This window comes from Trinickia sp., assembly GCF_051961175.1.
GTDB lineage: Bacteria > Pseudomonadota > Gammaproteobacteria > Burkholderiales > Burkholderiaceae > Trinickia.
Genome location: NZ_JBQCDN010000114.1, coordinates 1 through 24,515 on the forward strand (window position 1 = coordinate 1; position 24,515 = coordinate 24,515).

The 24,515-nt window shown below is 62.9% G+C and carries 24 protein-coding genes; 13 read left to right on the top strand and 11 right to left on the bottom strand.

Features of this window, described 5'->3' with window-relative positions; genetic code table 11:
- The 7 genes from ACTHL0_RS06285 to ACTHL0_RS06315 form a co-directional block, all read left to right on the top strand.
- Nucleotides 1-1,578: oxidoreductase (locus ACTHL0_RS06285; protein WP_440565786.1), on the top strand; the 1,578-nt coding region annotated here is incomplete at its 5' end.
- Nucleotides 1,579-1,580: 2 nt separating this feature from the next.
- Complete coding sequence (locus ACTHL0_RS06290) at nt 1,581-3,506, top strand: (Fe-S)-binding protein (RefSeq protein ID WP_440565787.1); 1,926 nt, start codon at nt 1,581-1,583, stop codon at nt 3,504-3,506.
- A 6-nt stretch (nt 3,507-3,512) separates the two neighbouring features.
- Nucleotides 3,513-4,685: an electron transfer flavoprotein subunit alpha/FixB family protein gene (locus ACTHL0_RS06295; protein WP_440565788.1), complete on the top strand. Its 1,173-nt coding sequence runs from the start codon at nt 3,513-3,515 to the stop codon at nt 4,683-4,685.
- A complete protein-coding gene (locus ACTHL0_RS06300) occupies nt 4,682-5,467 on the top strand; it encodes an electron transfer flavoprotein subunit beta/FixA family protein (RefSeq protein WP_440565789.1) in 786 nt (261 codons plus the stop codon). The genes ACTHL0_RS06295 and ACTHL0_RS06300 overlap by 4 nt, the downstream gene beginning before the upstream one ends.
- A gap of 121 nt (nt 5,468-5,588) precedes the next feature.
- Nucleotides 5,589-6,830, top strand: coding sequence for an aromatic ring-hydroxylating oxygenase subunit alpha (locus tag ACTHL0_RS06305; protein WP_440565790.1), 1,242 nt, complete (start codon nt 5,589-5,591; stop codon nt 6,828-6,830).
- A gap of 21 nt (nt 6,831-6,851) precedes the next feature.
- Entirely contained in the window at nt 6,852-8,003 is a 1,152-nt protein-coding gene (locus ACTHL0_RS06310; RefSeq protein WP_440565791.1) for an FAD-binding oxidoreductase, read from the top strand.
- Between the two features lie 131 nt (nt 8,004-8,134).
- Entirely contained in the window at nt 8,135-8,998 is an 864-nt protein-coding gene (locus tag ACTHL0_RS06315; protein WP_440565792.1) for a glycine betaine ABC transporter substrate-binding protein, read from the top strand.
- Between the two features lie 74 nt (nt 8,999-9,072).
- Here the strand turns inward: ACTHL0_RS06315 and purU are convergent, their stop codons facing one another.
- From purU to ACTHL0_RS06335, 4 genes are all read right to left on the bottom strand, one after another.
- On the bottom strand, nt 9,073-9,969 hold the full coding sequence (purU, locus tag ACTHL0_RS06320; protein WP_440565793.1) for a formyltetrahydrofolate deformylase: 897 nt from the start codon (nt 9,967-9,969) through the stop codon (nt 9,073-9,075).
- A 131-nt stretch (nt 9,970-10,100) separates the two neighbouring features.
- Entirely contained in the window at nt 10,101-11,663 is a 1,563-nt protein-coding gene (locus ACTHL0_RS06325) for a methyl-accepting chemotaxis protein (RefSeq protein ID WP_440565795.1), read from the bottom strand.
- Nucleotides 11,664-11,942: 279 nt separating this feature from the next.
- Nucleotides 11,943-12,227: a DUF3331 domain-containing protein gene (locus ACTHL0_RS06330; RefSeq protein ID WP_440565796.1), complete on the bottom strand. Its 285-nt coding sequence runs from the start codon at nt 12,225-12,227 to the stop codon at nt 11,943-11,945.
- A 267-nt stretch (nt 12,228-12,494) separates the two neighbouring features.
- A complete protein-coding gene (locus tag ACTHL0_RS06335; protein WP_440565797.1) occupies nt 12,495-12,794 on the bottom strand; it encodes a 2Fe-2S iron-sulfur cluster-binding protein in 300 nt (99 codons plus the stop codon).
- Between the two features lie 388 nt (nt 12,795-13,182).
- Between ACTHL0_RS06335 and ACTHL0_RS06340 the strand changes: the two genes are divergently transcribed.
- The gene (locus ACTHL0_RS06340; protein WP_440565798.1) at nt 13,183-13,473 is read left to right on the top strand and encodes a DUF1488 domain-containing protein; all 291 of its coding nucleotides are present in this window, start codon (nt 13,183-13,185) and stop codon (nt 13,471-13,473) included.
- A gap of 89 nt (nt 13,474-13,562) precedes the next feature.
- On the opposite strand, the gene ACTHL0_RS06345 is transcribed toward ACTHL0_RS06340, so the two are convergent.
- From ACTHL0_RS06345 to ACTHL0_RS06365, 5 genes are all read right to left on the bottom strand, one after another.
- Complete coding sequence (locus tag ACTHL0_RS06345) at nt 13,563-14,891, bottom strand: NCS2 family permease (protein ID WP_440565799.1); 1,329 nt, start codon at nt 14,889-14,891, stop codon at nt 13,563-13,565.
- A gap of 144 nt (nt 14,892-15,035) precedes the next feature.
- Nucleotides 15,036-15,791 carry a slipin family protein gene (locus ACTHL0_RS06350; protein ID WP_440565800.1) on the bottom strand — a complete coding sequence of 252 codons (756 nt, stop codon included), beginning with the start codon at nt 15,789-15,791 and terminating at the stop codon, nt 15,036-15,038.
- Nucleotides 15,788-17,320, bottom strand: a complete 1,533-nt coding sequence (locus ACTHL0_RS06355) for an NfeD family protein (protein ID WP_440565810.1) — start codon at nt 17,318-17,320, stop codon at nt 15,788-15,790. Before ACTHL0_RS06355 ends, ACTHL0_RS06350 begins: the two co-directional genes overlap by 4 nt.
- 304 nt (nt 17,321-17,624) lie before the next feature.
- On the bottom strand, nt 17,625-18,068 hold the full coding sequence (locus ACTHL0_RS06360) for a VOC family protein (protein ID WP_440565801.1): 444 nt from the start codon (nt 18,066-18,068) through the stop codon (nt 17,625-17,627).
- Nucleotides 18,069-18,171: 103 nt separating this feature from the next.
- Nucleotides 18,172-18,885 carry a FadR/GntR family transcriptional regulator gene (locus tag ACTHL0_RS06365; protein WP_440565802.1) on the bottom strand — a complete coding sequence of 238 codons (714 nt, stop codon included), beginning with the start codon at nt 18,883-18,885 and terminating at the stop codon, nt 18,172-18,174.
- Nucleotides 18,886-19,053: 168 nt separating this feature from the next.
- On the opposite strand from ACTHL0_RS06365, the gene ACTHL0_RS06370 reads away from it, so the two are divergent.
- Genes ACTHL0_RS06370 through ACTHL0_RS06380 form a run of 3 tightly spaced genes read left to right on the top strand, consistent with a single transcriptional unit; the run spans nt 19,054 to nt 22,012 of the window.
- Nucleotides 19,054-19,845, top strand: coding sequence for a (Fe-S)-binding protein (locus tag ACTHL0_RS06370; protein WP_440565803.1), 792 nt, complete (start codon nt 19,054-19,056; stop codon nt 19,843-19,845).
- A complete protein-coding gene (locus ACTHL0_RS06375) occupies nt 19,842-20,570 on the top strand; it encodes a LutC/YkgG family protein (RefSeq protein WP_440565804.1) in 729 nt (242 codons plus the stop codon). Before ACTHL0_RS06370 ends, ACTHL0_RS06375 begins: the two co-directional genes overlap by 4 nt.
- Complete coding sequence (locus ACTHL0_RS06380) at nt 20,567-22,012, top strand: LutB/LldF family L-lactate oxidation iron-sulfur protein (protein ID WP_440565805.1); 1,446 nt, start codon at nt 20,567-20,569, stop codon at nt 22,010-22,012. Before ACTHL0_RS06375 ends, ACTHL0_RS06380 begins: the two co-directional genes overlap by 4 nt.
- Nucleotides 22,013-22,024: 12 nt before the next feature.
- Here ACTHL0_RS06380 and ACTHL0_RS06385 read toward each other — a convergent pair whose 3' ends face one another.
- Nucleotides 22,025-22,366, bottom strand: coding sequence for a zinc ribbon domain-containing protein YjdM (locus ACTHL0_RS06385; protein ID WP_440565806.1), 342 nt, complete (start codon nt 22,364-22,366; stop codon nt 22,025-22,027).
- Between the two features lie 348 nt (nt 22,367-22,714).
- Here ACTHL0_RS06385 and ACTHL0_RS06390 point away from each other — a divergent pair, with 348 nt between their 5' ends.
- Complete coding sequence (locus tag ACTHL0_RS06390) at nt 22,715-22,912, top strand: type II toxin-antitoxin system VapB family antitoxin (protein WP_440565807.1); 198 nt, start codon at nt 22,715-22,717, stop codon at nt 22,910-22,912.
- Nucleotides 22,909-23,280, top strand: a complete 372-nt coding sequence (locus tag ACTHL0_RS06395) for a type II toxin-antitoxin system VapC family toxin (RefSeq protein ID WP_440565808.1) — start codon at nt 22,909-22,911, stop codon at nt 23,278-23,280. Before ACTHL0_RS06390 ends, ACTHL0_RS06395 begins: the two co-directional genes overlap by 4 nt.
- 450 nt (nt 23,281-23,730) lie before the next feature.
- Here the strand turns inward: ACTHL0_RS06395 and ACTHL0_RS06400 are convergent.
- On the bottom strand, nt 23,731-24,515 hold a 785-nt coding region (locus ACTHL0_RS06400), incomplete at its 5' end, for a glutaminase (protein WP_440565809.1).

Consider the following 24,515-nt stretch of genomic DNA (forward strand, 5'->3'; position numbering starts at 1 on the left):
GGCATGGACGGCATCGAAATCTCCGCGGCGCACCAGCAGTTGATCGATCAGTTCTGGAGCCCGCGCACGAACTTCCGCAACGACGAGTGGGGCGGCAGCCTCGCCAACCGCCTGCGTTTCGGCGTCGAAGTGCTGACGGCCGTGCGCGAGGCCGTCGGGCCCGATTTTGTCGTCGGCCTGCGCATGTGCGGCGACGAGTTTCACGAGGACGGGCTCGATCACGAGCAGCTCAAGGAGATCGCGCATGCGATGGCCGAGACCGGGCTGATCGATTATCTCGGCGTGATCGGCTCGGGCGCCGACACGCACAACACCTTGGCGAACTGCATGCCGCCGATGGCGTTGCCGCCGGAGCCGTTCGTTCATTTGGCGGCCGGCATCAAGTCGGTCGTGAAGATTCCGGTCATGCACGCGCAGAGCATCCGCGATGCGGGCCAGGCCGAGCGTCTGCTGGCCTCGGGAATGATCGACCTCGTCGGCATGACGCGTGCGCAGATCGCCGATCCGCACATGGTCATCAAGATTCGCGACGGGCGGGAAGACGAAATCAAGCAATGCGTCGGCGCCAACTATTGCATCGACCGCCAATACAACGGCCTGGACGTGCTGTGCGTGCAGAACGCGGCCACCTCGCGCGAAGCGACCATGCCGCATGTGATCGAAAAATCGCGTGGGCCGAAGCGCAAGGTGGTGGTGGTCGGCGCCGGGCCGGCGGGGCTGGAGGCGGCGCGCGTGGCGCGTTCGCGCGGCCATGACGTCGTGTTGTTCGAAAAGAATACCGAAGTGGGCGGCCAGATCGTCCTCGCGTCGAAGGCGCCGCAGCGCGAGCAGATGGCGGGCATCGTGCGCTGGTTCGACATGGAAACGAAGCGGCTCGGCGTCGATCGGCGTCTTGGCGTGGAAGCCGACTTGAAAATGATCATGGCCGAGAAGCCGGACATCATCGTGCTCGCGACGGGCGGGCGCGCGTTCTCGGATCAAGTCCCGGGCTGGGGCGTTTCGGAAGGGCTGGCGGTCAGTTCGTGGGACATTCTTTCGGGCCGCGTCGAGCCGAAACAGAACGTGCTCGTCTATGACGGCGTCAGCACGCATGCCGGCGCGGGTGTCGCCGATTTCATCTCGAGCCGCGGCTCGAACGTCGAAATCGTGACCCCTGACGTCAAGGTGGCCGACGATTGTGGGGGAACGACCTTCCCGATTTTCTACCGGCGTCTGTATGCGCAGGGTGTCATTCACACGCCGAACTACTGGCTCGATCGCGTGTACGAAGAAGGCGGCAAGACGATCGCCGTGCTGCGCAACGAATATACGGAGGAGCAGGAGGAGCGCGCCGTCGATCAAGTCGTCATCGAAAATGGCAGCACGCCTAATGACTCGCTGTATTGGGCGCTCAAGCCGGAATCGGTGAATCGAGGGCAGACCGACGTGCACAAGCTGTTCGCAGCCGAGGCCCAGCCGTGCCTGTCGGAAGAATTGGGCAACGGCAGATTCCTGCTGTTCCGCGTTGGCGATTGCATTTCGATGCATAACATCCACGGCGCGATCTACGATTCGCTGCGGCTTTGCAAGGACTTCTGATCATGAGCCCGGCATTTCTCATTACCGTGTTGCTGTGGCTCTCGGTGGCTGGGCTCGCGTTCGCCGTCGTCAAGCGCGCGTCGTATTGGCGTTTGGGACGCGCCACCGCCCCCGGCGCGTTCGGCATCGGCAACCTGTTCGCCATCCCCAAGCGGTATTTCGTCGATCTTCACCATGTCGTCGCGCGCGACCCTTATATCGCGAAGACGCACGTGGCGACGGCAGGCGGTGCGATCGGCGCGCTTGCGCTTGTCTTCGTCAACTACGGGCTGGCGATCTACTCGCCCTGGCTAGACAAGCTGATCTTTCTCGCAGCGCTTTCCATGCTGATCGGTGCGGTTTTCGTATGGCGTCGCCGCCATGCGAAGGACGTGCCTGCACGGCTGTCGCGTGGCCCCTGGAATGCATTGCCGTGGGTGCTCGGCTCGTTTGCGCTCGGCCTCGTGCTCTTCACGCTCGTGCCCGCCGCGGCGATGTCGCGCGCGTTTGCCGTGATTTGCGCGGTGCTGATCGGCATCGGCGCGTTCGCAATGACGATGGGCGCGGCCAAGGGCGGCCCGATGAAGCATGCCATCGCAGGGTTGCTGCATCTGGCTTTCCATCCGCGTCAGGAACGCTTCGCCGCCACGCGCGACGCCTATACCGGAAACGGCAACGGCACCCCTCCGACTGCGCTCAAGGTGCCCGACCTGGCGCAGCACGACTACGGTGTCGCCAAGCCCGTGGAGTTTCGCTGGAATCAATTGCTGAGCTTCGATGCGTGCGTGCAGTGCGGCAAATGCGAAGCCGCGTGCCCCGCGTTCGCAGCTGGGCAGCCGCTCAATCCCAAGAAGCTGATTCAGGATCTAGTCGTCGGCATGGTGGGCGGTACCGATGCGGCCTATGCGGGGAGCCCGACACCGGGCATCGCCGTCGGGCGGCACGGCGGCGTCCCGAATGGGCCGATCGTCTCGGGCCTGATCGAGTCGGACACGATCTGGTCGTGTACCACGTGCCGTGCGTGCGTTCAGGAATGCCCGATGCTCATCGAGCACGTCGATGCAATCGTCGACATGCGCCGCGATCGTACGCTGACGGAAGGCGATATCCCCGGCAAGGCGCCTGAGGTACTCGCGAACCTGCGCGAGACGGGCAGTGCCGGCGGCTATGACATCGGCGCGCGCTACGATTGGGCCGTCGATTTGAATGCGCGTGTGGCGCAGCCGGGTATGGCGGTGGATGTGTTGCTGATCGCGGGCGAAGGCGCCTTCGACATGCGCTATCAACGCACGCTGCGCTCGCTCGTCAAAGTGTTGAACAAAGCGGGTGTGGACTACGCCGTGCTCGGCGGGACCGAAGCCGATACGGGGGATGTCGCCCGCCGCCTGGGCGACGAAGCGACATTCCAACGCATGGCCAAGCGCATGATGGCGACGCTCGGCGCATTGAGCTTCAAGCGGATCGTGACGGCGGATCCGCACGTCATGCATAGCCTGCGCAACGAATATCGCGCATTCGGCGCGCGCTACAACGTCCAGCACCATACGAGCCTCGTTGCGGAACTCGTGGAAGCCGGGCGGCTGTCGCCGAAGGCATCCGCCGCACTGGCCGACAAGCGCATCACTTATCACGACCCCTGCTACCTCGGCCGCTACAACGGCGAAACCGAAGCCCCGCGGCGCGTACTCAAATCGATCGGGATCAAAGTGGTCGAGATGGAACGCCACGGTATGCGCGGACGCTGCTGCGGCGGCGGGGGTGGGGCGCCGCTGACCGATATCCCGGGCAAGGCACGGATTCCCGATATTCGTATGGCCGACGCGCGCGCCATCGGGGCGGATGTCGTCGCTGTCGGGTGCCCGAATTGTACGGCCATGCTCGAAGGCGTCGTCGGACCGCGGCCGGAAGTGCTGGACATCGCCGAACTCGTTGCCGCCGCGCTGGAGTAAGAAGCCATGACTACCGTCAAACGAATCGATCCGCGCCGGCCGTTCATCATCGCTGCATCGGGGCTCAGGCGCATTACGCTCGGCGACGATCGCGTCGCGGATGCCACGAACGCAATGAGTTTTGCATCCGCGCGCGGCTCGCATGCTCCGGCGCCGAAACCCAGGCGCGTTTATGAAGCTGGCGGGCGCAGTTTGCTCGTCGTGGCCCATAGCGATCGGGGAGCGCTCGATGAACACGCGCGTCAGGCCCTTGCTGCAGCCGCGATCGTTGCCGATGCGCGCACGGAAGTCGTCCTGCTCGTCCTGGGCGAGTTGACCGACGATGCCGCCGCGCTGGGTGCCGACAAGGTTGTCGAATGTCCGGCGCTGGCCCGGCCGGCATTCGCGCCCGATCGCGCCCTGGCCGCGTTGCGAGATTGCGTGGCCGCGTTTGCGCCGGCGCACATCCTGATGCCCGACAACGCAACCGGCGATGGCGACTTGGGACGCCGCTACGCCGCGCAAGCGGGAGCGGACATCGCCACGCATGTGGTGGAGATCGACGCAGAGCACGTCGGTTGCTATGCGAACGGGGGGCGATCGTTCGCGACCCGTGCATGGCCCCAGGTGATTTTGCTCGATCCCGAGACCGTCTCCTCCAAGCTGCCGTTCGTCGGCGCGGGCGAACGCGTTGGGGTGCCTGCGAGCGGATCGGCCGATGCGAATCGATACGCGGACCGCGGCACGAATCAGCTTGACGCGGCGCAGGTTGCACTCGAAGAGGCCGACTTCATCATCTCGGCGGGTAACGGCGTGACCGATATCGCCGCCTTCGAGACGTTGGCCCGCGCGTTGGGGGCAGCGGTCGGCGCCAGCCGGGTCGCGGTCGACAACGGTCATTTCACGCGCGACAAGCAAGTGGGCGCGACCGGCAAGACCGTCAATGCCAGTGTCTATATCGCATTCGGAATCTCGGGCGCCGTCCAGCATCTGCAGGGCATCAAGGATTGCCGGCACGTGATCGCGGTCAATCTCGACGCGAGCGCGCCGATCGCCAAGCGAGCGAACTTGACGCTGATCGCCGATGCGCAGACAACCATGACCGCGTTGACGCAAGCGGTCGAGGATGCGAAGCAAGGGCGCGCCGTGCCAATCGCGCCGGCAGCCGGTACCAACCTTCGTGAGGATGTGGCCGCATGAAAGCACAAGGAAAGCTGGAGCGAATTGCCGTTCTCGTGTCGGTCGGGCGCCATCGCGTAAGCGGCGTCTCGTGCTATAGCCGCAACGACGCATCGGCGCTCGAAATCGGGCGAACGCTCGCCCAGGCGCATGGCGCGCGGCTCGAGGTCCTGCACGCGGGCGATGCCTCGAATCTCGCACTGACGGACTACCTGGCGCTCGGCGCGCCGCGTGTCGACGTACTGGCATGCGGTGACGGCGACGATGCGGCAGCGCTGCTCGCCGAACGCCTACGCGGCGTATCGCTGGTACTGACAGGCACGCGCGCCGAGGGCGCCTACGACACCGGCATGCTGCCCTACAGGCTGGCCGATGCGCTCGGCTATGCGTTGGTCGATTCGGCGCTGGATTTAGCGCTGGAAGGCGACCGCCTCGCGGTCACGCAGTTCTTGCCGAAGGGGTTTCGACGCAAGGTCGATGCGGCGCTGCCGGCGGTGGTGGCCGTCCATCCGCAGGCCGCGGCGGCACCGCGCTACGCCTACGCCCGTGCCGTGGCCGGTTCGATCGAAGCCCACCGGACCGATCCGGTGCGCGATCCGGGCACCGGTGCATGGCGGATTGCGCCTGTCGAGCGCAAGCCGGTCAAACTCGCGGCCTTGGAGAAGCGCTCCGGGCACGCCCGGATGCTGACGGCGACGACGACGGAAAGCCGTGGCGGAAACGTCGTAATTGAAGGGACTTCGGTCGAAAAAGCACAAGTCATCCTGGGGTATTTGCGCGAGCATCGACTCATCGATTACTGAATTCGCAAGGATTCCAGCCGGCACCGCCAACGGAATCCTGCAACACACAGACACTCGAGACACGCTTACAGCACTAAGCACGTCAAGCACGTAAAAGCACGTTAAGCAATCCGGAGCAGACATGACCGTATCCGCAGACATTCGCGCGCTCATCGAACGGCGCAAACAGGGTTATAGCCTGGAGGCGCCGTTTTATCACAGCGAGGACATCTTCGCGCTCGATATGGAAGCGATTTTCCGCCAGCACTGGATTCATGTGGCGGTCGAACCCGATATTCCCGAACCCGGCGATTACGTCACCGTCGAACTGGCCGGCGAATCGATTCTGATCGTGCGCGACGACGATATGTCGGTCCGCGCATTCCACAATGTGTGCCGCCACCGCGGCGCCCGGCTCTGCAACGAAGAGCGCGGCACGGTCGGCAATATCGTCTGTCCCTATCACAGCTGGACGTACAACCTGAGCGGCGCGTTGATGTTCGCCGAACATATGGGCGAGAAGTTCGACCGCTGCAAGCACAGCTTGAAGAGCGTGCACGTCGAAAGCCTGGGCGGTCTTATTTTCGTCTGCCTGGCCGAGCAGCCGCCGGTGGACTTTGCGGTGATGCGCGCGGAGATGGAGCCCTACGTGCTGCCGCACGATCTGCCGAGCTGCAAGATCGCGGCCCAGGTGGACATCATCGAGGAAGGCAATTGGAAGCTCACGATGGAGAACAATCGCGAGTGCTATCACTGCGTCGCGAACCATCCCGAGCTCACGATTTCGTTGTACGAGTACGGCTTCGGCTATCAGCCGTCGGCCGCGAATGCCGAAGGCATGGCCGCGTTCGAGCGCACCTGTGTCGAACGTGCGGCGCAGTGGGAAGCGCTGAGCCTGCCATCGGTCGAGATCGACCGGCTCAGCGACGTCACGGGATTCCGCACGCAGCGCCTGCCGCTCGACCGCAGCGGCGAATCGCAGACGCTCGACGCGAAAGTTGCATCGAAGAAGCTGCTGGGCCAATTCCAACAGGCCGATCTCGGCGGGCTCTCGTTCTGGACGCAGCCCAATTCATGGCATCACTTCATGAGCGATCACATCGTGACGTTCTCGGTGATCCCGCTCTCGGCCGGTAAAACGCTCGTCCGAACGAAATGGCTGGTGCATAAGGATGCGGTGGAAGGCGTCGATTACGACGTCGAGAATCTGACGGCCGTGTGGAACGCGACGAACGCACAAGACCGCGCGCTCGTCGAGTTCTCGCAGCGCGGCTCGGGCAGCAGCGCCTACGAGCCGGGACCGTATTCTCCCTATACGGAAGGGCTCGTGGAAAAGTTCTGCGATTGGTACATTCGGCGCCTGGGCGCGCACGTCGGCGCCTAGCCGAGAGAGACGGGGCACAACATGATGCGAGACGCGCAAACATTCGAGCCGCAAGACGCACGCCTCACGCGACCCGCATTCTGGCGAGCACTGGGTACGCCGTGGACGAGCGATGTCGAGGAGACGCTCGTTTGCTGCCAGGTACGGCAGGAAACGCATGACGTGAAGAGCTTTTTCTTCATGTCGAAAGAAGGGCGGACGTTTTCGTTCGAGCCCGGGCAGTTCATTACGCTCGAGCTCGAGATCGACGGCGAGACGATCAATCGCTGCTACACGATTTCTTCGGCGCCGACCCGGCCGCACACGATTTCGATCACGGTCAAACGCGTGCCGGGAGGAAAGGTATCGAATTGGCTGCACGATACGCTGCGTGCCGGTGATTCGGTGCGCGTGCTCGGGCCCGCCGGGGAATTCACCTGTGCGCGCCACGCAGCCGGAAAGTACCTGTTCTTGTCGGCGGGTTCAGGGATTACGCCGTTGATGTCGATGAGCCGGTCGCACCACGAGCTTGGCGAAGATCGCGATATCGTCTTCGTGCATAGTGCCCGCACGCCCGACGACATCATCTTCGCGCGTGAGCTCGACCTCATCGCAGCGAATCAGCAGAACTTTCGGACGTCTTTCGTCTGTGAGCGGCACGGTAGCCGGACCAATTGGCCAGGTATCACCGGGTTCCTGACATTGCCGTTACTGCGGCTGATCGCGCCGGATTTCATGGAACGCGAAATCTTCACATGCGGCCCCGCGCCGTACATGAAAGCGGTGCGGGCGATGCTCGACGAAGCCGGGTTCGAGCGCGCGCACTATCATGAAGAAAGTTTCTCCTTCGACGCGCTTCCGGCTGCGGAACAAGCGGCAGCCCAAGAGGGTGCCGTGGCGCCGATGGAAGACGTGCCAGCCGACGGCGCGACGAAGTTTTCCGTCACGTTCACGAAGATGCGCCGCGACATCGAATGCGGCGGCCATGAACACGTGCTCGATGCGGCGAAGCGGGCGGGTGTGCGGCTGCCGGCATCCTGCACGCAGGGTATGTGCGGCACTTGCAAGGTGAAACTCGTGTCGGGACAGGTGGACATGCGCCACAACGGTGGCATTCGTCAGCGAGAAATCGATCAAGGAATGGTATTGCTTTGCTGCAGCAAGCCGCTCAGCGATCTTGTGGTCGACAAATAGACTGAAAGCGACCGGCCTACGTCGCTCGCGGACAAGCGCATGTCGGAATGCGCATGACACGGCGATTTATGGCTACCCAATCTAAAGGCTGTAACACCCGCGCCGCGGATGGACGACCAGGAGAAGTGACCATGAAGCTTTTCAAACAATTACTACTGACTGCCGCGCTCGGTGCGGCGCTTACGACCGCATTGCCGGCGTTCGCGGATGGCAAGCCGACGATCAAGATCGGCTACGTCGAAGGTTGGGATGACAGCGTTGCCACATCGAATGTGGCGGCTCAGGTCATCGAAACGAAGCTGGGCTACCCCGTCAAACTCGTGCCGGTGGCAGCGGGCGTGATGTGGGGCGGCGTGGCGCGCGGCGATCTCGATGCGACGCTCTCGGCCTGGTTGCCTGCGACGCATGGCGCGTATTGGACGCAATACAAATCGAAGGTCGAAGACCTCGGCGCGAACTTTAACGACGCGAAAATCGGGCTCGTGGTGCCGAGCGATGTCAAAGCGACGTCGATTGCGGATCTCGAAGGACAGAAGGCCGCTTTCGACGGCCGCATCGTCGGGATCGATGCCGGCGCGGGCGTGATGAAGAAGGCCGATGAGGCGATCAAAGCGTACAACCTCAGCTTGCAGTTGATGCCGAGCTCGGGCAGCGCGATGACGGCCGAACTCGCGCGCGATATTCATGCGAATAAACCGATCGTTGTCACCGGTTGGGCGCCGCATTGGATGTTCGCGAAGTGGAAGCTCAAGTTCCTGGATGATCCGAAGAAGGTGTTCGGCGGCGCGGAACACGTCGATAACGTGATCAATCCCGAGCTCGAAAAGAAGGCGCCGCAGGTGGTCGAATTCCTGAAGAAATTCCAATGGAAGCCGGGTGAGATCGACGGTGTCATGCTCGCAGCGCAAAACGGCACGAAGCCCGAAGAAGCTGCGAAGACGTGGGTAGCCGCCCACCCCAACCGTGTTTCGGAATGGACCGCTGACGTGAAGTAACGCTCGGCGTAGGGCAATGCATCAGGTGTCCCATACGGGGCGCACGGCCGAAAGGCCGTTGCGCCCCGCGTTTTTTATTGCAGCACCACCGTGCGCTCGCCATTGATGAACACGCGCCGCTCAACGAACGCCTTGACGGCCCGCGCGAGCGTAATGCATTCAACGTCGCGCCCGACGGCCAAGAGCCGCTCTGGGCTATGCGAGTGATCCACGCGTTCGACGGTCTGTTCGATAATGGGCCCTTCGTCGAGATCGTCGGTCACGAAGTGCGCCGTTGCGCCAATCAGTTTCACGCCGCGCGCGTGCGCTTGATGATAGGGCTTCGCGCCTTTGAACCCGGGCAGGAACGAGTGATGAATGTTGATCGCGCGCCCAGCGAGCTTGCGGCTCGTTTCTTCGGAAAGAATCTGCATGTAGCGCGCGAGCACCATCAATTCCGCCCCGGTGGTGTCGAACAGATCGAGTAGACGGGCCTCCTGGCGTGCCTTCGTATCGGCTGTGAGCGGCAAGTAGTGGAACGGCAAGCCGTGTTGCACGGCCATCGGCTCGAGCGTCGTGTGGTTGGATGCGATGCCGACGATGTCCATCTTCATCTCGCCCATGCGCCAGCGGAACAGCAAATCGGCAAGACAATGTTCGAGCTTCGACACCATCAGCAGCACTTTGGGGCGCACATTGGCGTCGTGAATGGCCCACGTCATGTCGAACCCGGCGGCGATCGGCGCGAATTCCGCTTTGAGCCGGTCGACATCGAGCGAGGCGTCGCGGCCTCCTGCCGAAGCGGCCGCGCCGGCCCCGTGGAAGACACAGCGCATGAAAAAGCGTTCGCTGAGATCGTCGTCGAAAACGGTGAGTTCGTCGATATAACCGCCATGCTTATCGAGCAATGCGACAACGGCAGCGACTTGGCCGGCAGCGCTAGGGCAGGCGAGCGTGAGGACGAATTGATGGGAACGATCGGGAGTCGACATAGAAGTAAGCCCTGGTCTCCAATAAAACGCGCATGGTTCAGACGAGTGCACCATGGCACGGCATACCCAAGTAGACCAAACCCGATTGCCGGGCGATAGAACCGAATCGCCGTGGCGATGGTATCCGCCCGTCAGGCTGCGCTGCGCGGGAGCCGGAACCGTGCGACCGCTTCGTCGAGGCGGCGGCTCTGATCTTCGAGGGACGCCGCCGCCGCTGCGGCTTCTTCGGCCAATGCGGCATTGCGTTGCATCGCTTGCTCCATGTGCGCGACCGAGGTGTTCACTTGTTCGATCCCGATCGATTGCTGCTCGGAGGCGAGACTGATTTCGGCGATGATCGTGCGGACACGGTCCACCGCATCCGCGAGTGCGCTCATCGTCGCGCCGGCTTCGCCGACGAGTGCACTGCCGCCGTCGACGCGTTGAGTCGAGTCGCCGATCAGCGTTTTGATTTCCTTCGCCGCGGACGCCGAGCGCTGCGCGAGATTGCGCACTTCAGATGCGACCACGGCGAAGCCTCGGCCGTTTTCTCCGGCGCGCGCGGCTTCCACCGCGGCATTGAGCGCCAGGATGTTGGTTTGAAACGCAATGCCTTCGATGACGCCAACGATGCCCGCAATGTGGGTCGAACTCGTCGAAATCGCAGTCATCGTTTCGACGACGCGCGCCATCGCCGCTCCGCCCTTGAGCGCGATGTCCGCGGCGCTCGACGCATAGGTTCGGGCGTCGCGCGCGTTGTCGCTCGTTTGGCGGACGGTGGCCGTGAGTTGCTCGATGCTGGCGGCCGCTTCTTGCAACGACGCGGCTTGCTGCTCCGTGCGATCGGACAGCTCCATGTTTCCATGCGCGATCGTGCGGGCATCGTTCACGATCAACTCCGTGCTGGTGCGCACTTGGCTGACCGTGCCGGCCAGCCCGGCTTGCATATCGTTCAGGCGGGTCAGCAAATGGCCCATTTCGTTCGCTCGCACCACGGTCGTGTTGTGCGTCAAATCGCCCTGTGCGATGCGGTCGAAGTGATCGACGGCCGAATTAACGGGCGTCACGATCGCGCGGGACAGCGTGCGCTGCGTCAGGAGGCCGACGATGAGCGCGAAGGCCCCGGCCGCACCGAGCGCCCAGAGTGCACCGTGAAACCGGATTTCGGCCGCCTCGAACCGGGCTTTTTCTCGGGCCACCTGCAGGTTTTCGAGTTCGGTGATGGCGTCCTGGTAAGCAGTGAAGAGCGCGGGCGGCGCTTCCCGCTGGGTCGCCAGGAAATTGACCTGGTCGTCGTCGTCGAGTTGCGCCAGCGCCTTTTGAAGCGTTTGCTTCAAAAGGGCCTGCCGGGCTGCGAGCAGCGTATCGAGGCGCTGCTTCTCCTCGGCATCCGGCGTGTGCAGACTTTGATAAGCCGCCAGTTCGTCATTGCTTTGCGCCAGCAATTGATGCAGGCGCACGATCTGGGCTTTTGCCGGCTGACCGGCGCTGATCAATTGCTCGACCTCGCTTAGCCCGCCTCGTAGCACGAGCAGCCGCTCGGAGCTCGTTTTCAAATGGAGCAGCGATGCGGTGTCGTCGCGATACATGGCGCCGAGTGCTGCGTTACTCGCGGACAGCACGGCGATCGCGCCAGCGATGACGAGCATCAGCAGCGCCGTGTAGCCGGCGATCGCGGCCGCGAGGCCGCCCCGAATCGAGAGCGAGATTTGCATGACGGTATTCACCTGCGGTGCGCCCGTACGGCGGGCGGGTGCCGGGGCGCGTCCGGCGGACGGCCAGCGGCGGCGGAGGGCGCAAACTGGCAGCGCTCACCGTGTGAATAACGGCAGATCCAGGGGACGGCTATTGTCAAGAGGCGACAGCAGCCTGATCAAATGCGACAACGGTGACGGGCCGTGGGGGAGCGTGCGAATTGCACGCTCAAATCGGCGTAAACGTGGATGATGCGCAACTACTGAAAATCGTAGGGAGGCCGAACCGGCTAAATAGAATTATTCCTCGGCCGTGCGGCGAAAAGCATCGACGGAGATCATCGCGGCGGCATTAGCCGGCGCTGGACGTTCCGCGGGGCGAAATACGGCATCGCCCCGGCGAATTGCCCGGCGCGATACGATGCATGTCCCCGATGAATTGGCCGAGCGCCGGCGCCAGCGCTGTTCCCCGTAGTGGCAACGGCCCGGCTCGACCCAGCGGATGATTAGCGTGGTGTCGGATTGTTCGAGAATTTCAATTTGGACGCGGCTTACGTCTATTGCGTGAGATTTTCTGGTCCTCATAGCAGCTCCTGGACTCTAGCTTTGTAAATGTATTCGGGTCCGGCCAGGATCGCTATCGTTATCTCCGTAGAAACACAATTCTCCAAATGGCAATAATCGATGTGCGCTTACGTCAATTTGCACAAATCAGCACCCTTTTTTGCACCGGAGCGTGGTAATGGTTGAGCAAGAACCGGGCGGGCGGCGCCTCGCGCACGTTCGTCGTTTGCGAGCAGGCGCGGGTTGTCACACTCGCTGACTTGAACGCGGCGCTTGGGCGAGAGAATGTCAGCGCGCCTCGGCCTCTGGCGCGAGTAGAACGAGATGTGTCTCCGCGAGCGCGACGCAAGGCAGAATCCAGCCCTCGGCCTTTTCCTCTTGAGAGAGCCCGGGCCATTCGATGCGGTACGAGACGGTGCCGCTTACCAGACGGCACATGCAGGTCCGGCACGTTCCATTTCGGCAAGAGCGCGGAAGCCTGATATGGGCAGCCGCCGCCGCTTCGAGCAGCGAAAGAGAGGCGGGCGCCTCGAAGGTGTACCCATGCGGCTCGACGCGGACGATGGGGGACGCGGGCGGGGAGGTCATCTTGGATAGAACAAAAGAATAAAGGGACGTGGTTAGCGCAGCTTATAGCAAGCGCGCGATGAAGGGATCGGCATGACAACGGCATACTCCACCCGGCGGCTTACCTCAGGCCACCCGCTCAGCGCTTGCCGAAATCGGCGCATCGATACGAAACGATTCGGGCTCCTCTTCGTTCCGATCCGCAATTGCAGCGGGATTCGTCATGTCAAACCGGTGCCAAACGACGAAGCGAAAGGAAAAACTTGCTCGCCGCCGCAAACGTCCTAAAGTAGATGAAAGCGGACATGGCGTTTTCGTCTTGGCCGGTCAGCCCGCGCTTCCAGCAAGAAGGAAGCACTCCCACTCGGCGCGGTCATCGCGTGTTTTCGTCACGGCAAAGGCGAATCCCATGCAAATCAGTTTTCCCAACGAAGCACCCGAGTATTCGGGGCGCGAGCTGAAGGTAGCGTTTCCGGCGCTCATCAACGGCGAGCGTGTCTGGTGCAGCATTACGGCGGAAGCGCTCGAAGATCACTTCGGCGCCGCTTCGCCGAGGCTCGAGGACATGGTCGGTGCGTTCGATGCGCATCGAGCGAGAATCGAGGCTGCGGCGCGCAGGCTGATCGCCGAGACGCGCGCGCAATGCGTCACGCTGCGCAGCGGGTATGTGAGATTCTACGAAGCAAATGCTGGCGCCTAGGCCCTGCTCACGTTGATCCGCGCAAACGAAAAACCGCCGAACACGGCGGCTGCTCGATTGCGCGCGCCCGCACGGCCGCCGCGTGGTGCTCACCCCCCGCCTAAATAGAAGAAGCGGAACAGAAAGATGGCGGCGATAATCCACACGATCGGTTTGACTTGCCGTGCCCGGCCTGTCAAAAGCTTCAGCCCGGCATAGGTAATGAAGCCAAATGCCACACCGTTGGCGATCGAATAGGTGAACGGCATCAGCAACGCTGTCAGCACCGCCGGTACTACTTCCGTCGCGTCGTCCCACGGCAGATCGGCCAATTCCCGCAGCATCAGGCACGAGACGTAAAGCAGCGCCGGTGCCGTGGCGTAGGCGGGTACGACGCCGGCCAGCGGGGCGACGAACAGACACGCCAGGAACAGCACGGCGACGGTGATCGCCGTCACGCCCGTGCGGCCGCCGGCCTGCACGCCCGAGGCGCTTTCGATGTAAGCCGTCGTGGACGACGTACCGAGCAGCGAGCCCGCGACGATGGCGGTGCTGTCGGCGAACAGCGCCTTGTTCAAGCGGTTCATCTTCCCTTCGACGAGCAGCCCGGCCCGGTTGGCCACGCCCATCAACGTGCCGGTGGCGTCGAACAGCTCGACGAGAAAGAATACGAGGATGACGTTGAGAATCCCGGTGGAAAGGGCGGCGCGGATGTCGAGATGAAACAGCGTGGGCGCGATCGACGGCGGCGCCGAGAACACGCCGTGAAACTGATTGCCGCCGAAGAAGAACGATAGGACGGTGACGCCGAGAATGCCGATCAGGATGGCACCGCGTACGCGCAGGACATCGAGCGTCACGATGGCGAAGAAGCCGATCGCCGCCAATGCCACGTCCGGCTTGCGCAGATCGCCTAGCGTGACGAGCGTGGCGGGGTTGCCGACGATCACCCCTGCGGTTTTCAGGGAAATGATGGCGAGAAACAGCCCGATACCGCCGGTGATGGCGGCGCGGATCGAACGGGGTATTCCGTTGACGATCATCCCGCGTACACCGAGCAGCGTGACGACCATGAACAAGCAGCCCGAAATGAAGACGGCGCCGAGCGCGGCTTCCCATGTAAAGCCCATGCCCTTGACGACGGTATAGGCGAAATACGCGTTGAGCCCCATCCCGGGCGCGCAGGCGATCGGGTAGTTCGCGTACAGGCCCATGATGAGCGTGGCGATGGCGGCCACGAGACAGGTCGCGACGAACACCGCGGCTTTCGGCATCCCCGCATCGCCGAGGATCGCGGGGTTCACGAAGATGATGTAAGCCATCGTCAGGAACGTAGTGAGGCCGGCCAGTACTTCCGTGCGCAGGTTGGTGCCGGCCTCGCCGAAGCCGAAATAGCGCTTTGCCGATGCCGACAAGGGAAGGGCTTTGACTTGATCCATGGGTGAGCGTCTCCTATCGAATGCGGCGGCAGCCCGCTGCGCGTGGGCCTTGCCGCAGACCGGCCGCACAGTGTAATAGCGACCCTGTGCCTGCGCCAGCGCATCGCGCGGAGCGGGCATTTCAGGAAGCGGGAGGCGGGCCGTTCAGCGGCGATCGAGCAGGGTGTTGAGCAAATCGATCGGGAGCGGGAAAACGATGGTCGAATTTTTATCGGCGGCGATCGTCGTCAGCGTTTGCAGGTAACGCAATTGCATCGCCTGCGGCTCCTGCGCGAGCGTTTGCGCCGCCTCCAGCAGCTTCTGGGAGGCTTGCAGCTCGCCATCGGCGTGGATGACCTTGGCGCGCCGCTCGCGTTCGGCTTCCGCTTGCCGCGCAATGGCGCGGATCATCGTCTCATTGATGTCGACATGCTTGATTTCGACGTTCGATACCTTGATGCCCCATGCATCGGTCTGCGCATCGAGCGTCTTTTGGATGTCGGCGTTCAGTTGGTCGCGTTCGGCCAGCAGGGCGTCGAGTTCGTGCTTGCCGAGCGCGGCGCGCAGCGTGGTTTGCGAAAGCTGACTGGTCGCCTCCAGAAACCGGGCCACCTGGATGACGGCTTTTTCGGGATCGACGACGCGAAAGTAGACAACGGCACTGACTTTGACCGAGACGTTATCGCGCGTGATGATATCTTGCGGCGGTACGTCGAACACGATCGTGCGCAGATCCATGCGTACGACTTGCTGCACGATCGGCATGATCAGGACGAGGCCGGGCCCCTTGACCTTCCAGAAGCGGCCAAGCAGGAAGACGACACCGCGTTCATATTCGCGAAAGATGCGGATCGAGGAGGCAATGAAGACGATGACGATCAAGAGCAGGATCGTGCCGAAGCTGTAGGTGAAGCCGATCATGGGGATCCTCCTTTTTGTTGTGCTTGTTCCGCGGATACGACATCGAGTGTCAGCCCGTGGCGGCCTGTGACGCGCACGCGCGTGCCGGCCGGCAGCGGTGCGGCGGCGCATACGCGCCAGCGTTCGCCGTGCACGCGAGCCCAACCGGTGCTCGCCGCGCCGTGCGCGCCGCCCTCGCCGTCGGGCGAGAGCGCCGCGTCGATGATTTCGCCGACGCTGCCGACGAGCGCTTCCCCGCCGGAAACGACAGCCCGTCTTCGCGCACGATAGGCGAAGCTCGAGACGAAGAAGACGAACACGGCGCCGACGGCTGAGATGGCGGCGATCGTAGATAGCGGGATACCGTACCCGGGCTGCTCGGTATCGATCAGCATGAGCGCGCCGGCGGCGAAGGCGATGATGCCGCCGAAACCGAGCGTGCCGAACGTCGGCAGGAAGGCTTCGGCGATCAAAAAGGCGATACCGAGAAAGATCAGCGCCAAGCCCGTGTAACTGATCGGCAGGAGTTGCAGCGCAAACAGGCCGATCAAGAGACAAATCGCCCCCGCCACACCCGGTAACACGAAGCCGGGATTGGCGAACTCGAAGAAGAGCCCGTACATGCCGATCGTCAGCAGAAGCAGGGCGACGTTCGGATCCGTGACGACGGCCAGTACATGGCTGCGCCAGTCGGGTTCGAGCGTCACGACCGCGGCATGTGCGGTCGCCAGCTTATGCGTGCCGTTCGCTGTCTCGACGGTGCGTCCGTCGACCTTCGTCAGCAGGTCGGGCAAGTCCCGGGCGGTCAGATCGACGACTTTCTGGGCAAGCGCTTCGCTGGCCGACAGGCTCACGGCTTCCCGCACGGCACGTTCCGCCCAGGCGGCGTTGCGCCCGCGCAGTTGAGCCAAGCCCCGGATATAGGCAGCCGCATCGCCGATTTGCTTGCGGGTTTCGGTGGACTGCGTGTCAGTGGCCGGTGCCGGCGTCGGAGCCGATGCCGGACCCGTCGGCTTACCGTGCCGGGTTGCCGGCTGGGTCGTCGGCTGGGTCGTCGGCTTAGGCGCGGGCTCGGGCGATCCCATTCCGGGCCCGCCGAGTTGAATCGGAGTGGCCGCGCCGAGATTGGTGCCCGGTGCCATCGCGGCAATATGACTCGCATAGACGATATAAGTCCCGGCGCTTGCCGCGCGTGCTCCGCTGGGTGCGATGAAGGCGACGACCGGAACCGGCGAGGCCAGGATCGCTTTGATGATCTGGCGCATCGACGTATCAAGCCCGCCTGGGGTATCGAGTTCGAGGACGGCTAATTGGGCTTGCTGCTTCGCGGCGCGCGCGAGCGAGCGCGTGATGAAATCGGCGCTCGCCGGACCGATCGCCCCGACGACGGGAATCACCACGACGTTGCCGCCGCGCACCGGTGCGGTGTCGGCCGCTGCAGCGCGTGCGGCGAGCGCGTGGAGCGTGAGCAATGCGGCCACCCAGCCAACGAGCCATAGGCGCAGCCACGCGAGCCGGGGCGCTGGGCGAGTCGACGAAATGCGCGGCAACGGATGGATTTTCATTTCTCTCAGCCGACGCCTGCGAAATGCGTCGCCGCGGGGCGGAAAAGCCGCCCTGACACTGAAAAGATTAGGACGATTTCGGTCCGTTCGCTAAATGCAGAATATCGATTAAATGCGTCGAGACTTTGGCTCGATCGACCATACGGCGGAGGGAAAGCCAGTGATTCTGATCGATCTAAGGGACCGGCCCCCAAAGCGGCGGCGCGGCTTTCGAACCGCCGCGCGGCATCAAGCGTCTTCACGGCCGAAGCGTCGTTTCCGCAGCAAGCTGACGCCGGAACGCGATCGACTACGCGTTGAATAGCGCCGTCAATCGGCGCTGCATCTCTTCGGGCGAGAGCGCTTCAATTGGCGAGCCGAGTAGCCATTGATGGCCGAAGGGATCGCGCACGGTGCCCGTGCGTTCCCCATAGAACTGATTGGTGAGCGGACGGACGACCGAAGCGCCTGCCTGGATCGCGCGCTCGAACAGCCTGTCGACATCGTCGCAATGGATGTGCAGGACGACGCTCGTCGTGCCATCGGCCGTGGGGCCGAGCATGCCGTATTCGGGATATTCGTCGGAGAGCATGATTGTGGCTGGGCCGATCTTGACCTCGGCGTGGCCGATACGGCCATTGGGTTCGGTCAGGCGAAACTGTTCGACGCCGCCAAACGCCCGCGAGTAGAACTGGATCGCCGCAACGGCATTTTTGACGCGCAAATACGGGAAAACCTCGTGGATCTGGCTCATGGATACCTCCGGGTCGTGTTTGAGCGATTATCCGCGGAATCAAGATCAGACTGCGCGAGCACTGGTTGGACCACTCGCAGGCCGATCGCGCTTTGATCGCGCTTTAATCCGGCTCGTTCCGCACGCGATTGCGCACGAAGTCGATGTGCGCGTGCATCGCGGTGCGCGCTTCCTCCGGGCGCCCATTGCAGATGGCATCGCATAGCGTCCGATGCTGAACTAGCAACTGATCCGAGGCCTCGCGATTCTCCGCGCGCAAATCTGTGCCGTTGCTCGTGATGTGCTCGCGCAGCATACCGAGCACGCTGGTATGGAGATGCAGGAACATCGTATTGTGGGAGGCGAGCGCGATGGCATCGTGCAGTTGGGCGTCGGCGCTCGCTTCGCTCTCCTTGTCGTCGCGCGCTCGCGCACGTTCCAGTTCCCGCATCGATGCGCGGATACGTTTGATGTCCGCCGCGTTGGCGCGCAGCGCCGCGAAATGCGCTGTCGCGCCTTCGAGCACGCGGCGAAATTCGAGGATGTCATCGCGCAGCGCGGGATGATCCGCAACCAGCTGTCCCCATGGCGATGCAATCCCTGCGCGCAACTTGTCCGTTGCGAAGACGCCCGCGCCGCGCCGGCTTTGCAGCAGGCCGCGCGCCGCGAGCCTTTGAATCGCTTCGCGCACCGTATTGCGGGACACGCCGTATTGCTCGGCCAGAAGGCGCTCAGCGGGCAGGCGCGAACCCGCGGGCCATGTGCCGTCGAGCAACGATGTTTCCATCCGGCGCATGACCGCCTCGACTCTGCCGCGTGCGCCCGTGCCTATCGTCATACCCTGTCTCCGTTGCCTGCATTCAGTACGCCCACGTCGGCTGCACTGGTCCAACCAATTTGAATTGTCGCGCATGTTTGGCCAAGATGCGGGAACGATTCAATTGATCCGTGCAGCGCCCTTGACGGGTTATCGGATGCCCGATGCGGGCGCATTTTGGAGTGAGACGTGAAGGAAAGGCAATATCCGGCGGCCCCGCGCGACGTCTATCTGTTCGCGACCTGCCTGGTCGATCTCTTCGTGCCCCAGGCGGGGCTCGATGCGGTAAAGCTGCTGGAACGCGAGGGGCTCACCGTGCATTTTCCTCGCGCGCAAAGCTGCTGCGGCCAGCCAGCCTATAGCAGCGGCAACCCTGAGCAGGCGCGCAGCGTCGCGCGCGCCCAACTCGATTTATTCGTCAATCCATGGCCCGTCATCGTGCCGTCCGGTTCATGTGCTGGCATGATGCGCCACCATTGGCCGCGTCTTTTCGCAGACGAGCCCGTCACAGCCGCGAAAGCGAGCGAACTGGGCGAGCGCACCTACGAATTGAGCGAATTCCTGCTTCGCGTGCTGCACGTTACCTTGCCCGCTGTCACCGACGCACCGTCGGAACGGATAGTGCTTCATACATCGTGCGCGGCGCGGCGCGAGATGGGGACGCGCGCGCACGGTATCGAACTCGTCGATGCGCTGCCCGGGGTGACCCGCGTCGAGCACGAACGGGAATCGGAATGTTGCGGCTTCGGCGGCACGTTTTCGCTCAAGCATCCGGACATCTCGGGTGCGATGGTACGCGACAAGGTCGCATCGGCCTGCGCCACGGGCTGCGAGCGGGTCGTGTCGGCGGATTGCGGTTGTCTGCTGAACATCGGGCACGCGGCAAGGCGGCAAGGCGCGCCGCTTCAGGTTGAACACCTGGCGAGCTTTTTGTGGCGACGCACGCAAAGCGCGGCTTCCGGCGATGGAGGCGAAGCGTGAACGCGCGTGAACGCATGCTGGCCCGATTGCGTGCCGCAGCCCCTTCGGTGGTTGCGCCGGAAGACATCGATACGATCGATCAATGCATCGATTCGCACTACGACAACCGCTGCGACGGCCTGCCGCATGCTGCCGGCATGCAAGCGCTGGTCGAAGCGCTGCAGATAGCGCTCACGGCTTCTCACGCCCAAGTCCTGCGCGCGACAGAACGATCCTGGCCCGGGTTGATCGCACAGCGGCTCGAAGAAGCAAAGGTCAAGCGAGTGCTGTTCGATCCGTCCGGCAAAGAGGGCGCCGCGCTGAAGCAGGCGCTGCCATCGTCCGTCGAACCGCACGCCTACGACCGGGCGATCGAAGTATGGAAGTCCGAACTGTTCGAGACGATCGATGCGGGCTTCACCGTGGCACGTTCGGGCATGGCTTCGACCGGGACGCTCGTCATCGAGCCAGACGCGGGATCGCCGCGGACGATGTCACTCGTGCCGCCGCTGCATATCGCCCTTGTCTACGCAGATCGTCTGCATGCTGATCTGCATGCCGCGATGCGAGCCGAACAATGGGCGTCGGGCATGCCGACGAACCTGGTGCTGGTCTCGGGTCCATCGAAGACTTCGGACATTCAACAAACGCTTGCCTACGGCGCGCATGGCCCGCGTGAACTGTGGGTGGTGATCGTCGAACGCGAGGGCGATGCGCAAGTGCTCGCCAAGCGAGACCCGGCATGAACGCGCGCCCAATGCATTTCATCCCGCCGCAAGACTTCAAGTCACGCGCACGTGCCGCGCTCGACGATTCAAAACTGCGCACCAGCTTTCGCGGGGCCATGGATTTTCTGCAGACGAAGCGGCGTGCCCAATTCCCCGATGACGACGAGCTGCAACAGCTTCGTGAACTCGGCGAAGCCGTGCGACGCCACGCATTGTCGCGCTTGCCGGCACTGCTGGAACAGCTGGAGCAGACCCTCACGGCGCGCGGCGTGCACGTGCATTGGGCCGAAACGGCCGCCGACGCCACGGCGATCATTCACGACATCGCGCAATCGCATGACGCTCGCCGCGTCATCAAGGGCAAATCGATGGCGAGCGAGGAGATCGAACTGAACGATTACCTCGAAGCGCGCGGCATCGACTGTATCGAGTCCGATATGGGCGAGTACATTGTGCAGCTTGCGCACGAAAAGCCGTCACACATCGTGATGCCCGCCATTCATAAGACAAAGGCCGACATCGCCGGCCTGTTCGAGCGGCACATTCCCGACGCAAAATACACGGAAGACGTCGACGCGTTGATCCAGACAGGGCGACGTGCGCTGCGGCGCGCGTTTGCCGAGGCGGACATCGGCGTGTCCGGCGTCAACTTCGCCGCGGCCGATACGGGCACGTTGTGGCTCGTCGAAAACGAAGGCAACGGCCGGCTCTCGACTACAGTGCCGGACGTGCACATCGCGATCATGGGCATCGAGAAGGTGGTGGCGAAGCTCTCGCATATCGTGCCGCTGTCGAGCCTGCTGACGCGCTCGGCCACCGGGCAGGCGATCACCACGTATTTCAACCTGATCACGGGGCCCCGACGAGAAGGGGAGCGCGACGGACCGCGTGAGATGCACGTCGTACTGCTGGACAACGGCCGGACGCAAGCCTACGCGGACGAACAACTGCGCGCGACGCTCCAATGCATCCGTTGCGGGGCATGCATGAATCACTGCCCCGTCTATACGCGTATCGGAGGGCACGCGTACGGCACGACCTATCCGGGCCCGATTGGCAAAATCATTTCGCCGCACCTGTTGGGCCTCGAAGAAACGGCCGATCTTCCGACCGCCTCGACCTTGTGCGGCGCATGCGGCGAAGTGTGTCCGGTACGTATTCCGATTCCCGAACTGCTGATCAGACTGCGCACCGAAGCGAATCGGGATCCGAGCGAAGTGGTGACGCATCCGCTGCGCGGGCAGGGCGCGAAGTTCAGCCGCGAAGAGCGATTCATCTGGCGCTTCTGGAGTGGCGCATTCGCTCATCCGCGCGCCTATCGGATATTGCGCTGGGCCGCGACACGCCTGCGCGGCTTTGCGCCGAAGAACCAGATGGGCTGGACCGAGCATCGCGAACCGCTCAAGCCTGCCGCACGCAGCTTGCACGACTTGATGGATGAACGCGATCAACCCGAATAGAGGCCGTTTCTTTCAGACCTTCTTGACGAATTCGGACTTCAGGCTCATGGCGCCGAAGCCGTCGATCTTGCAATCGATGTCGTGGTCGCTATCGACGAGCCGGATGTTTTTAACCTTGGTCCCCATTTTGACGACGCCGCTCGAGCCCTTCAGCTTCAAGTCCTTGATGACGGTAACGGTATCCCCGTCCTGCAATACGTTCCCCGCGGAATCGCGATAGACCTTGGCCGCGGCTTCGGTCTGGGTGATGGCTTGAGCCGACCATTCGTGCGCGCACTCCGGGCAAATGTAGGCGCTTCCATCTTCATACGTGAACTCGGAACCGCATTTCGGGCAGGGAGGCAATGAACTCATGGGTAATCCTTGATGCCCGGCACAGGCAATAAAGCGGGGGAGTATACGCGCGGCGTAGCTTCGAGCTCAACATTCCGACGGTCACCGCGCTAACTGACGGACCAACACGCGTTCGCTCTCTCGCGACGGGAGATGCGCTGTTTAGGGGCGGCTTCGTTCAATTTTCGTTTTGCTGATCGAACGAGGCGGCGCTCGTCGCCGATAGCCGGCTGAAACCCGACATAGCCGGCTCATCGAACGCCGCGGCCGGGGAAGGCGCCCGCACGAAGCGTGATGGTATGCACTGCTTTCGGCATCATTTGATGCCATACTTCGTGCTTCGGTTGCCTGGACTCTGTAGGAGCAAAAATGCGCACCACTATCGCACTCGATGATGATCTGCTCGCCAAGGCGCAAGCCTATACGGGCGTGGAAGAAAAATCGACGCTCGTGCGGGAGGCGCTCAAGGCCCTGATCCAGCGCGAAGCCGCCAAACGGCTCGCCAATCTTGGTGGAAGCGAGCCGGGTATCGATGCGGCGCCGCGCCGCCGACAGGACGTCAAATGATCCTGGTCGATACGTCGATCTGGATCGACCATATCAATGCCACGGATCCGGTGCTAGTCACCCTGCTGACCGACGGACGGGTACTCGTTCACCCGTACGTGATTGCCGAGATCGCGCTGGGCAGCCTGCGCAATCGCGACGTCGTGCTTGGCGCCTTGCGTGATCTACCCGGTGCCCCCGTTGCCACGCCCGAAGAAACGTTGTTCCTTATCGAGCGCGAGAAGTTGTTCAACCGTGACATCGGTTACGTAGATACATCCCTGTTGGCCTCGGCGCGATTGCAACCCGGGATCGGGATTTGGACGAGGGATAAGCGGCTGGGGAAGGCTGCCGAGGACTTGGGGTTGGCCGCGGGATTATTGCATTAGGGGTAACGCAGACGCCTCCTTAGTGAGGAACTGTCATGACGAAAGATTGGTGCATTCTCACGAACCGGATGGGCGTTGATATTCGCTCGCCATCTGACGGAGACCTTCAATTTGCTCTGAGAGAACTTTGGGATAGCTCGGACAGCGAGCACCCAAATGCTTTGCTGCGCTTGGGCTGCTCAACTGGCCGGATGTGTGTGCTGGAGGTCTACGGGAGCGGCACGATCATATTCAGCCAATGGGTAGATTTGGACTTCGAAGTAGAACTTGTGCCTGAGCGCAGGCGTGCCAACGTATCGATCGTGGACGCCCTGCGACTTTGGCGATCGCTCCGCCAAGGTGACTTGTCGACAATAGAAGGCGAGGGTTGGGAGCAAAGGGCCGTGCACGCGCGTTGATAACAGCCTGATGCCGTTGGCGTGCTATCAGTGGCGCGCGTGACCCGTTGCTTCAAAAGATCGACCGCCCCGAATAGGTCGTCAACCACTCTAAAGCTTTAGTGCCGGCAAGCGAGTTGCCGTTCGCATCGAGCCCCGGCGACCACACGCACACGGCCATTTCCCCTGGCAGCACTGCCACAATGCCGCCGCCTACGCCGCTCTTGGCCGGTAAGCCGACGCGATAGACGAAGTCGCCCGCGGCATCGTAAGTGCCGCAAGTCAGCATCAACGCCGATAGGCGCTTTGCCGAGCTCGGGTCGAGGATCCGTTCGTTCGATACCGGTGCGACGCCGGCGTTGGCAAGAAAGAGCGCGGCCGTGGCGAGTTCGACGCAGTTCATTTCGATTGCACACTGGCGGCAGTATGCCTCCACGACGGGTTCGGCCGGCATTTGCAGATTCCCGAAGCTAGCCATGAAGTGCGCCATGGCACGATTGCGCTCGGCGTGCTGGAGCTCCGACGTTGCGACACGTTGGTTGTAGTCGAGATCGGCGACACCGGTGAGCCGCCGCATGAATTGGACGAGTGCCGTCTCCGCGCCGACGAAGCGGCGACACAATACATCGGTGACGACGAGCGCGCCTGCGTTGATGAATGGGTTGCGCGGCTTGCCGCGCTCGCTTTCGAGTTGCACGAGCGAATTGAACGCCGTGCCGGAGGGTTCGCGGCCGACGCGCTCCCACAACGCATCGCCGAGGAGCTGGAACGCCAGCGTGCAGGCGAAGAGTTTCGAAATGCTCTGGATCGAGAAGCGCTGTTTGGCGTCGCCGACCGAGAATACTTGGCCGTCGAGCG

Excerpts from the sequence above, each read along its gene's own strand:
- ACTHL0_RS06325 (WP_440565795.1), bottom strand. The coding sequence starts at position 11,663 with ATGCAAATCTCGCTCTCGATTCGGGGCGGCCTCGCGGCCGCGATCGCC.
- purU (WP_440565793.1), bottom strand. The coding sequence starts at position 9,969 with ATGTCGACTCCCGATCGTTCCCATCAATTCGTCCTCACGCTCGCCTGC.
- ACTHL0_RS06380 (WP_440565805.1), top strand. The coding sequence starts at position 20,567 with ATGAACGCGCGCCCAATGCATTTCATCCCGCCGCAAGACTTCAAGTCA.
- ACTHL0_RS06360 (WP_440565801.1), bottom strand. The coding sequence starts at position 18,068 with ATGAGCCAGATCCACGAGGTTTTCCCGTATTTGCGCGTCAAAAATGCC.
- ACTHL0_RS06340 (WP_440565798.1), top strand. The coding sequence starts at position 13,183 with ATGCAAATCAGTTTTCCCAACGAAGCACCCGAGTATTCGGGGCGCGAG.
- ACTHL0_RS06395 (WP_440565808.1), top strand. The coding sequence starts at position 22,909 with ATGATCCTGGTCGATACGTCGATCTGGATCGACCATATCAATGCCACG.
- ACTHL0_RS06390 (WP_440565807.1), top strand. The coding sequence starts at position 22,715 with ATGCGCACCACTATCGCACTCGATGATGATCTGCTCGCCAAGGCGCAA.
- ACTHL0_RS06315 (WP_440565792.1), top strand. The coding sequence starts at position 8,135 with ATGAAGCTTTTCAAACAATTACTACTGACTGCCGCGCTCGGTGCGGCG.
- ACTHL0_RS06335 (WP_440565797.1), bottom strand. The coding sequence starts at position 12,794 with ATGACCTCCCCGCCCGCGTCCCCCATCGTCCGCGTCGAGCCGCATGGG.
- ACTHL0_RS06385 (WP_440565806.1), bottom strand. The coding sequence starts at position 22,366 with ATGAGTTCATTGCCTCCCTGCCCGAAATGCGGTTCCGAGTTCACGTAT.
- ACTHL0_RS06310 (WP_440565791.1), top strand. The coding sequence starts at position 6,852 with ATGATGCGAGACGCGCAAACATTCGAGCCGCAAGACGCACGCCTCACG.
- ACTHL0_RS06305 (WP_440565790.1), top strand. The coding sequence starts at position 5,589 with ATGACCGTATCCGCAGACATTCGCGCGCTCATCGAACGGCGCAAACAG.
- ACTHL0_RS06290 (WP_440565787.1), top strand. The coding sequence starts at position 1,581 with ATGAGCCCGGCATTTCTCATTACCGTGTTGCTGTGGCTCTCGGTGGCT.
- ACTHL0_RS06345 (WP_440565799.1), bottom strand. The coding sequence starts at position 14,891 with ATGGATCAAGTCAAAGCCCTTCCCTTGTCGGCATCGGCAAAGCGCTAT.
- ACTHL0_RS06365 (WP_440565802.1), bottom strand. The coding sequence starts at position 18,885 with ATGACGATAGGCACGGGCGCACGCGGCAGAGTCGAGGCGGTCATGCGC.
- ACTHL0_RS06330 (WP_440565796.1), bottom strand. The coding sequence starts at position 12,227 with ATGAGGACCAGAAAATCTCACGCAATAGACGTAAGCCGCGTCCAAATT.
- ACTHL0_RS06350 (WP_440565800.1), bottom strand. The coding sequence starts at position 15,791 with ATGATCGGCTTCACCTACAGCTTCGGCACGATCCTGCTCTTGATCGTC.
- ACTHL0_RS06295 (WP_440565788.1), top strand. The coding sequence starts at position 3,513 with ATGACTACCGTCAAACGAATCGATCCGCGCCGGCCGTTCATCATCGCT.
- ACTHL0_RS06300 (WP_440565789.1), top strand. The coding sequence starts at position 4,682 with ATGAAAGCACAAGGAAAGCTGGAGCGAATTGCCGTTCTCGTGTCGGTC.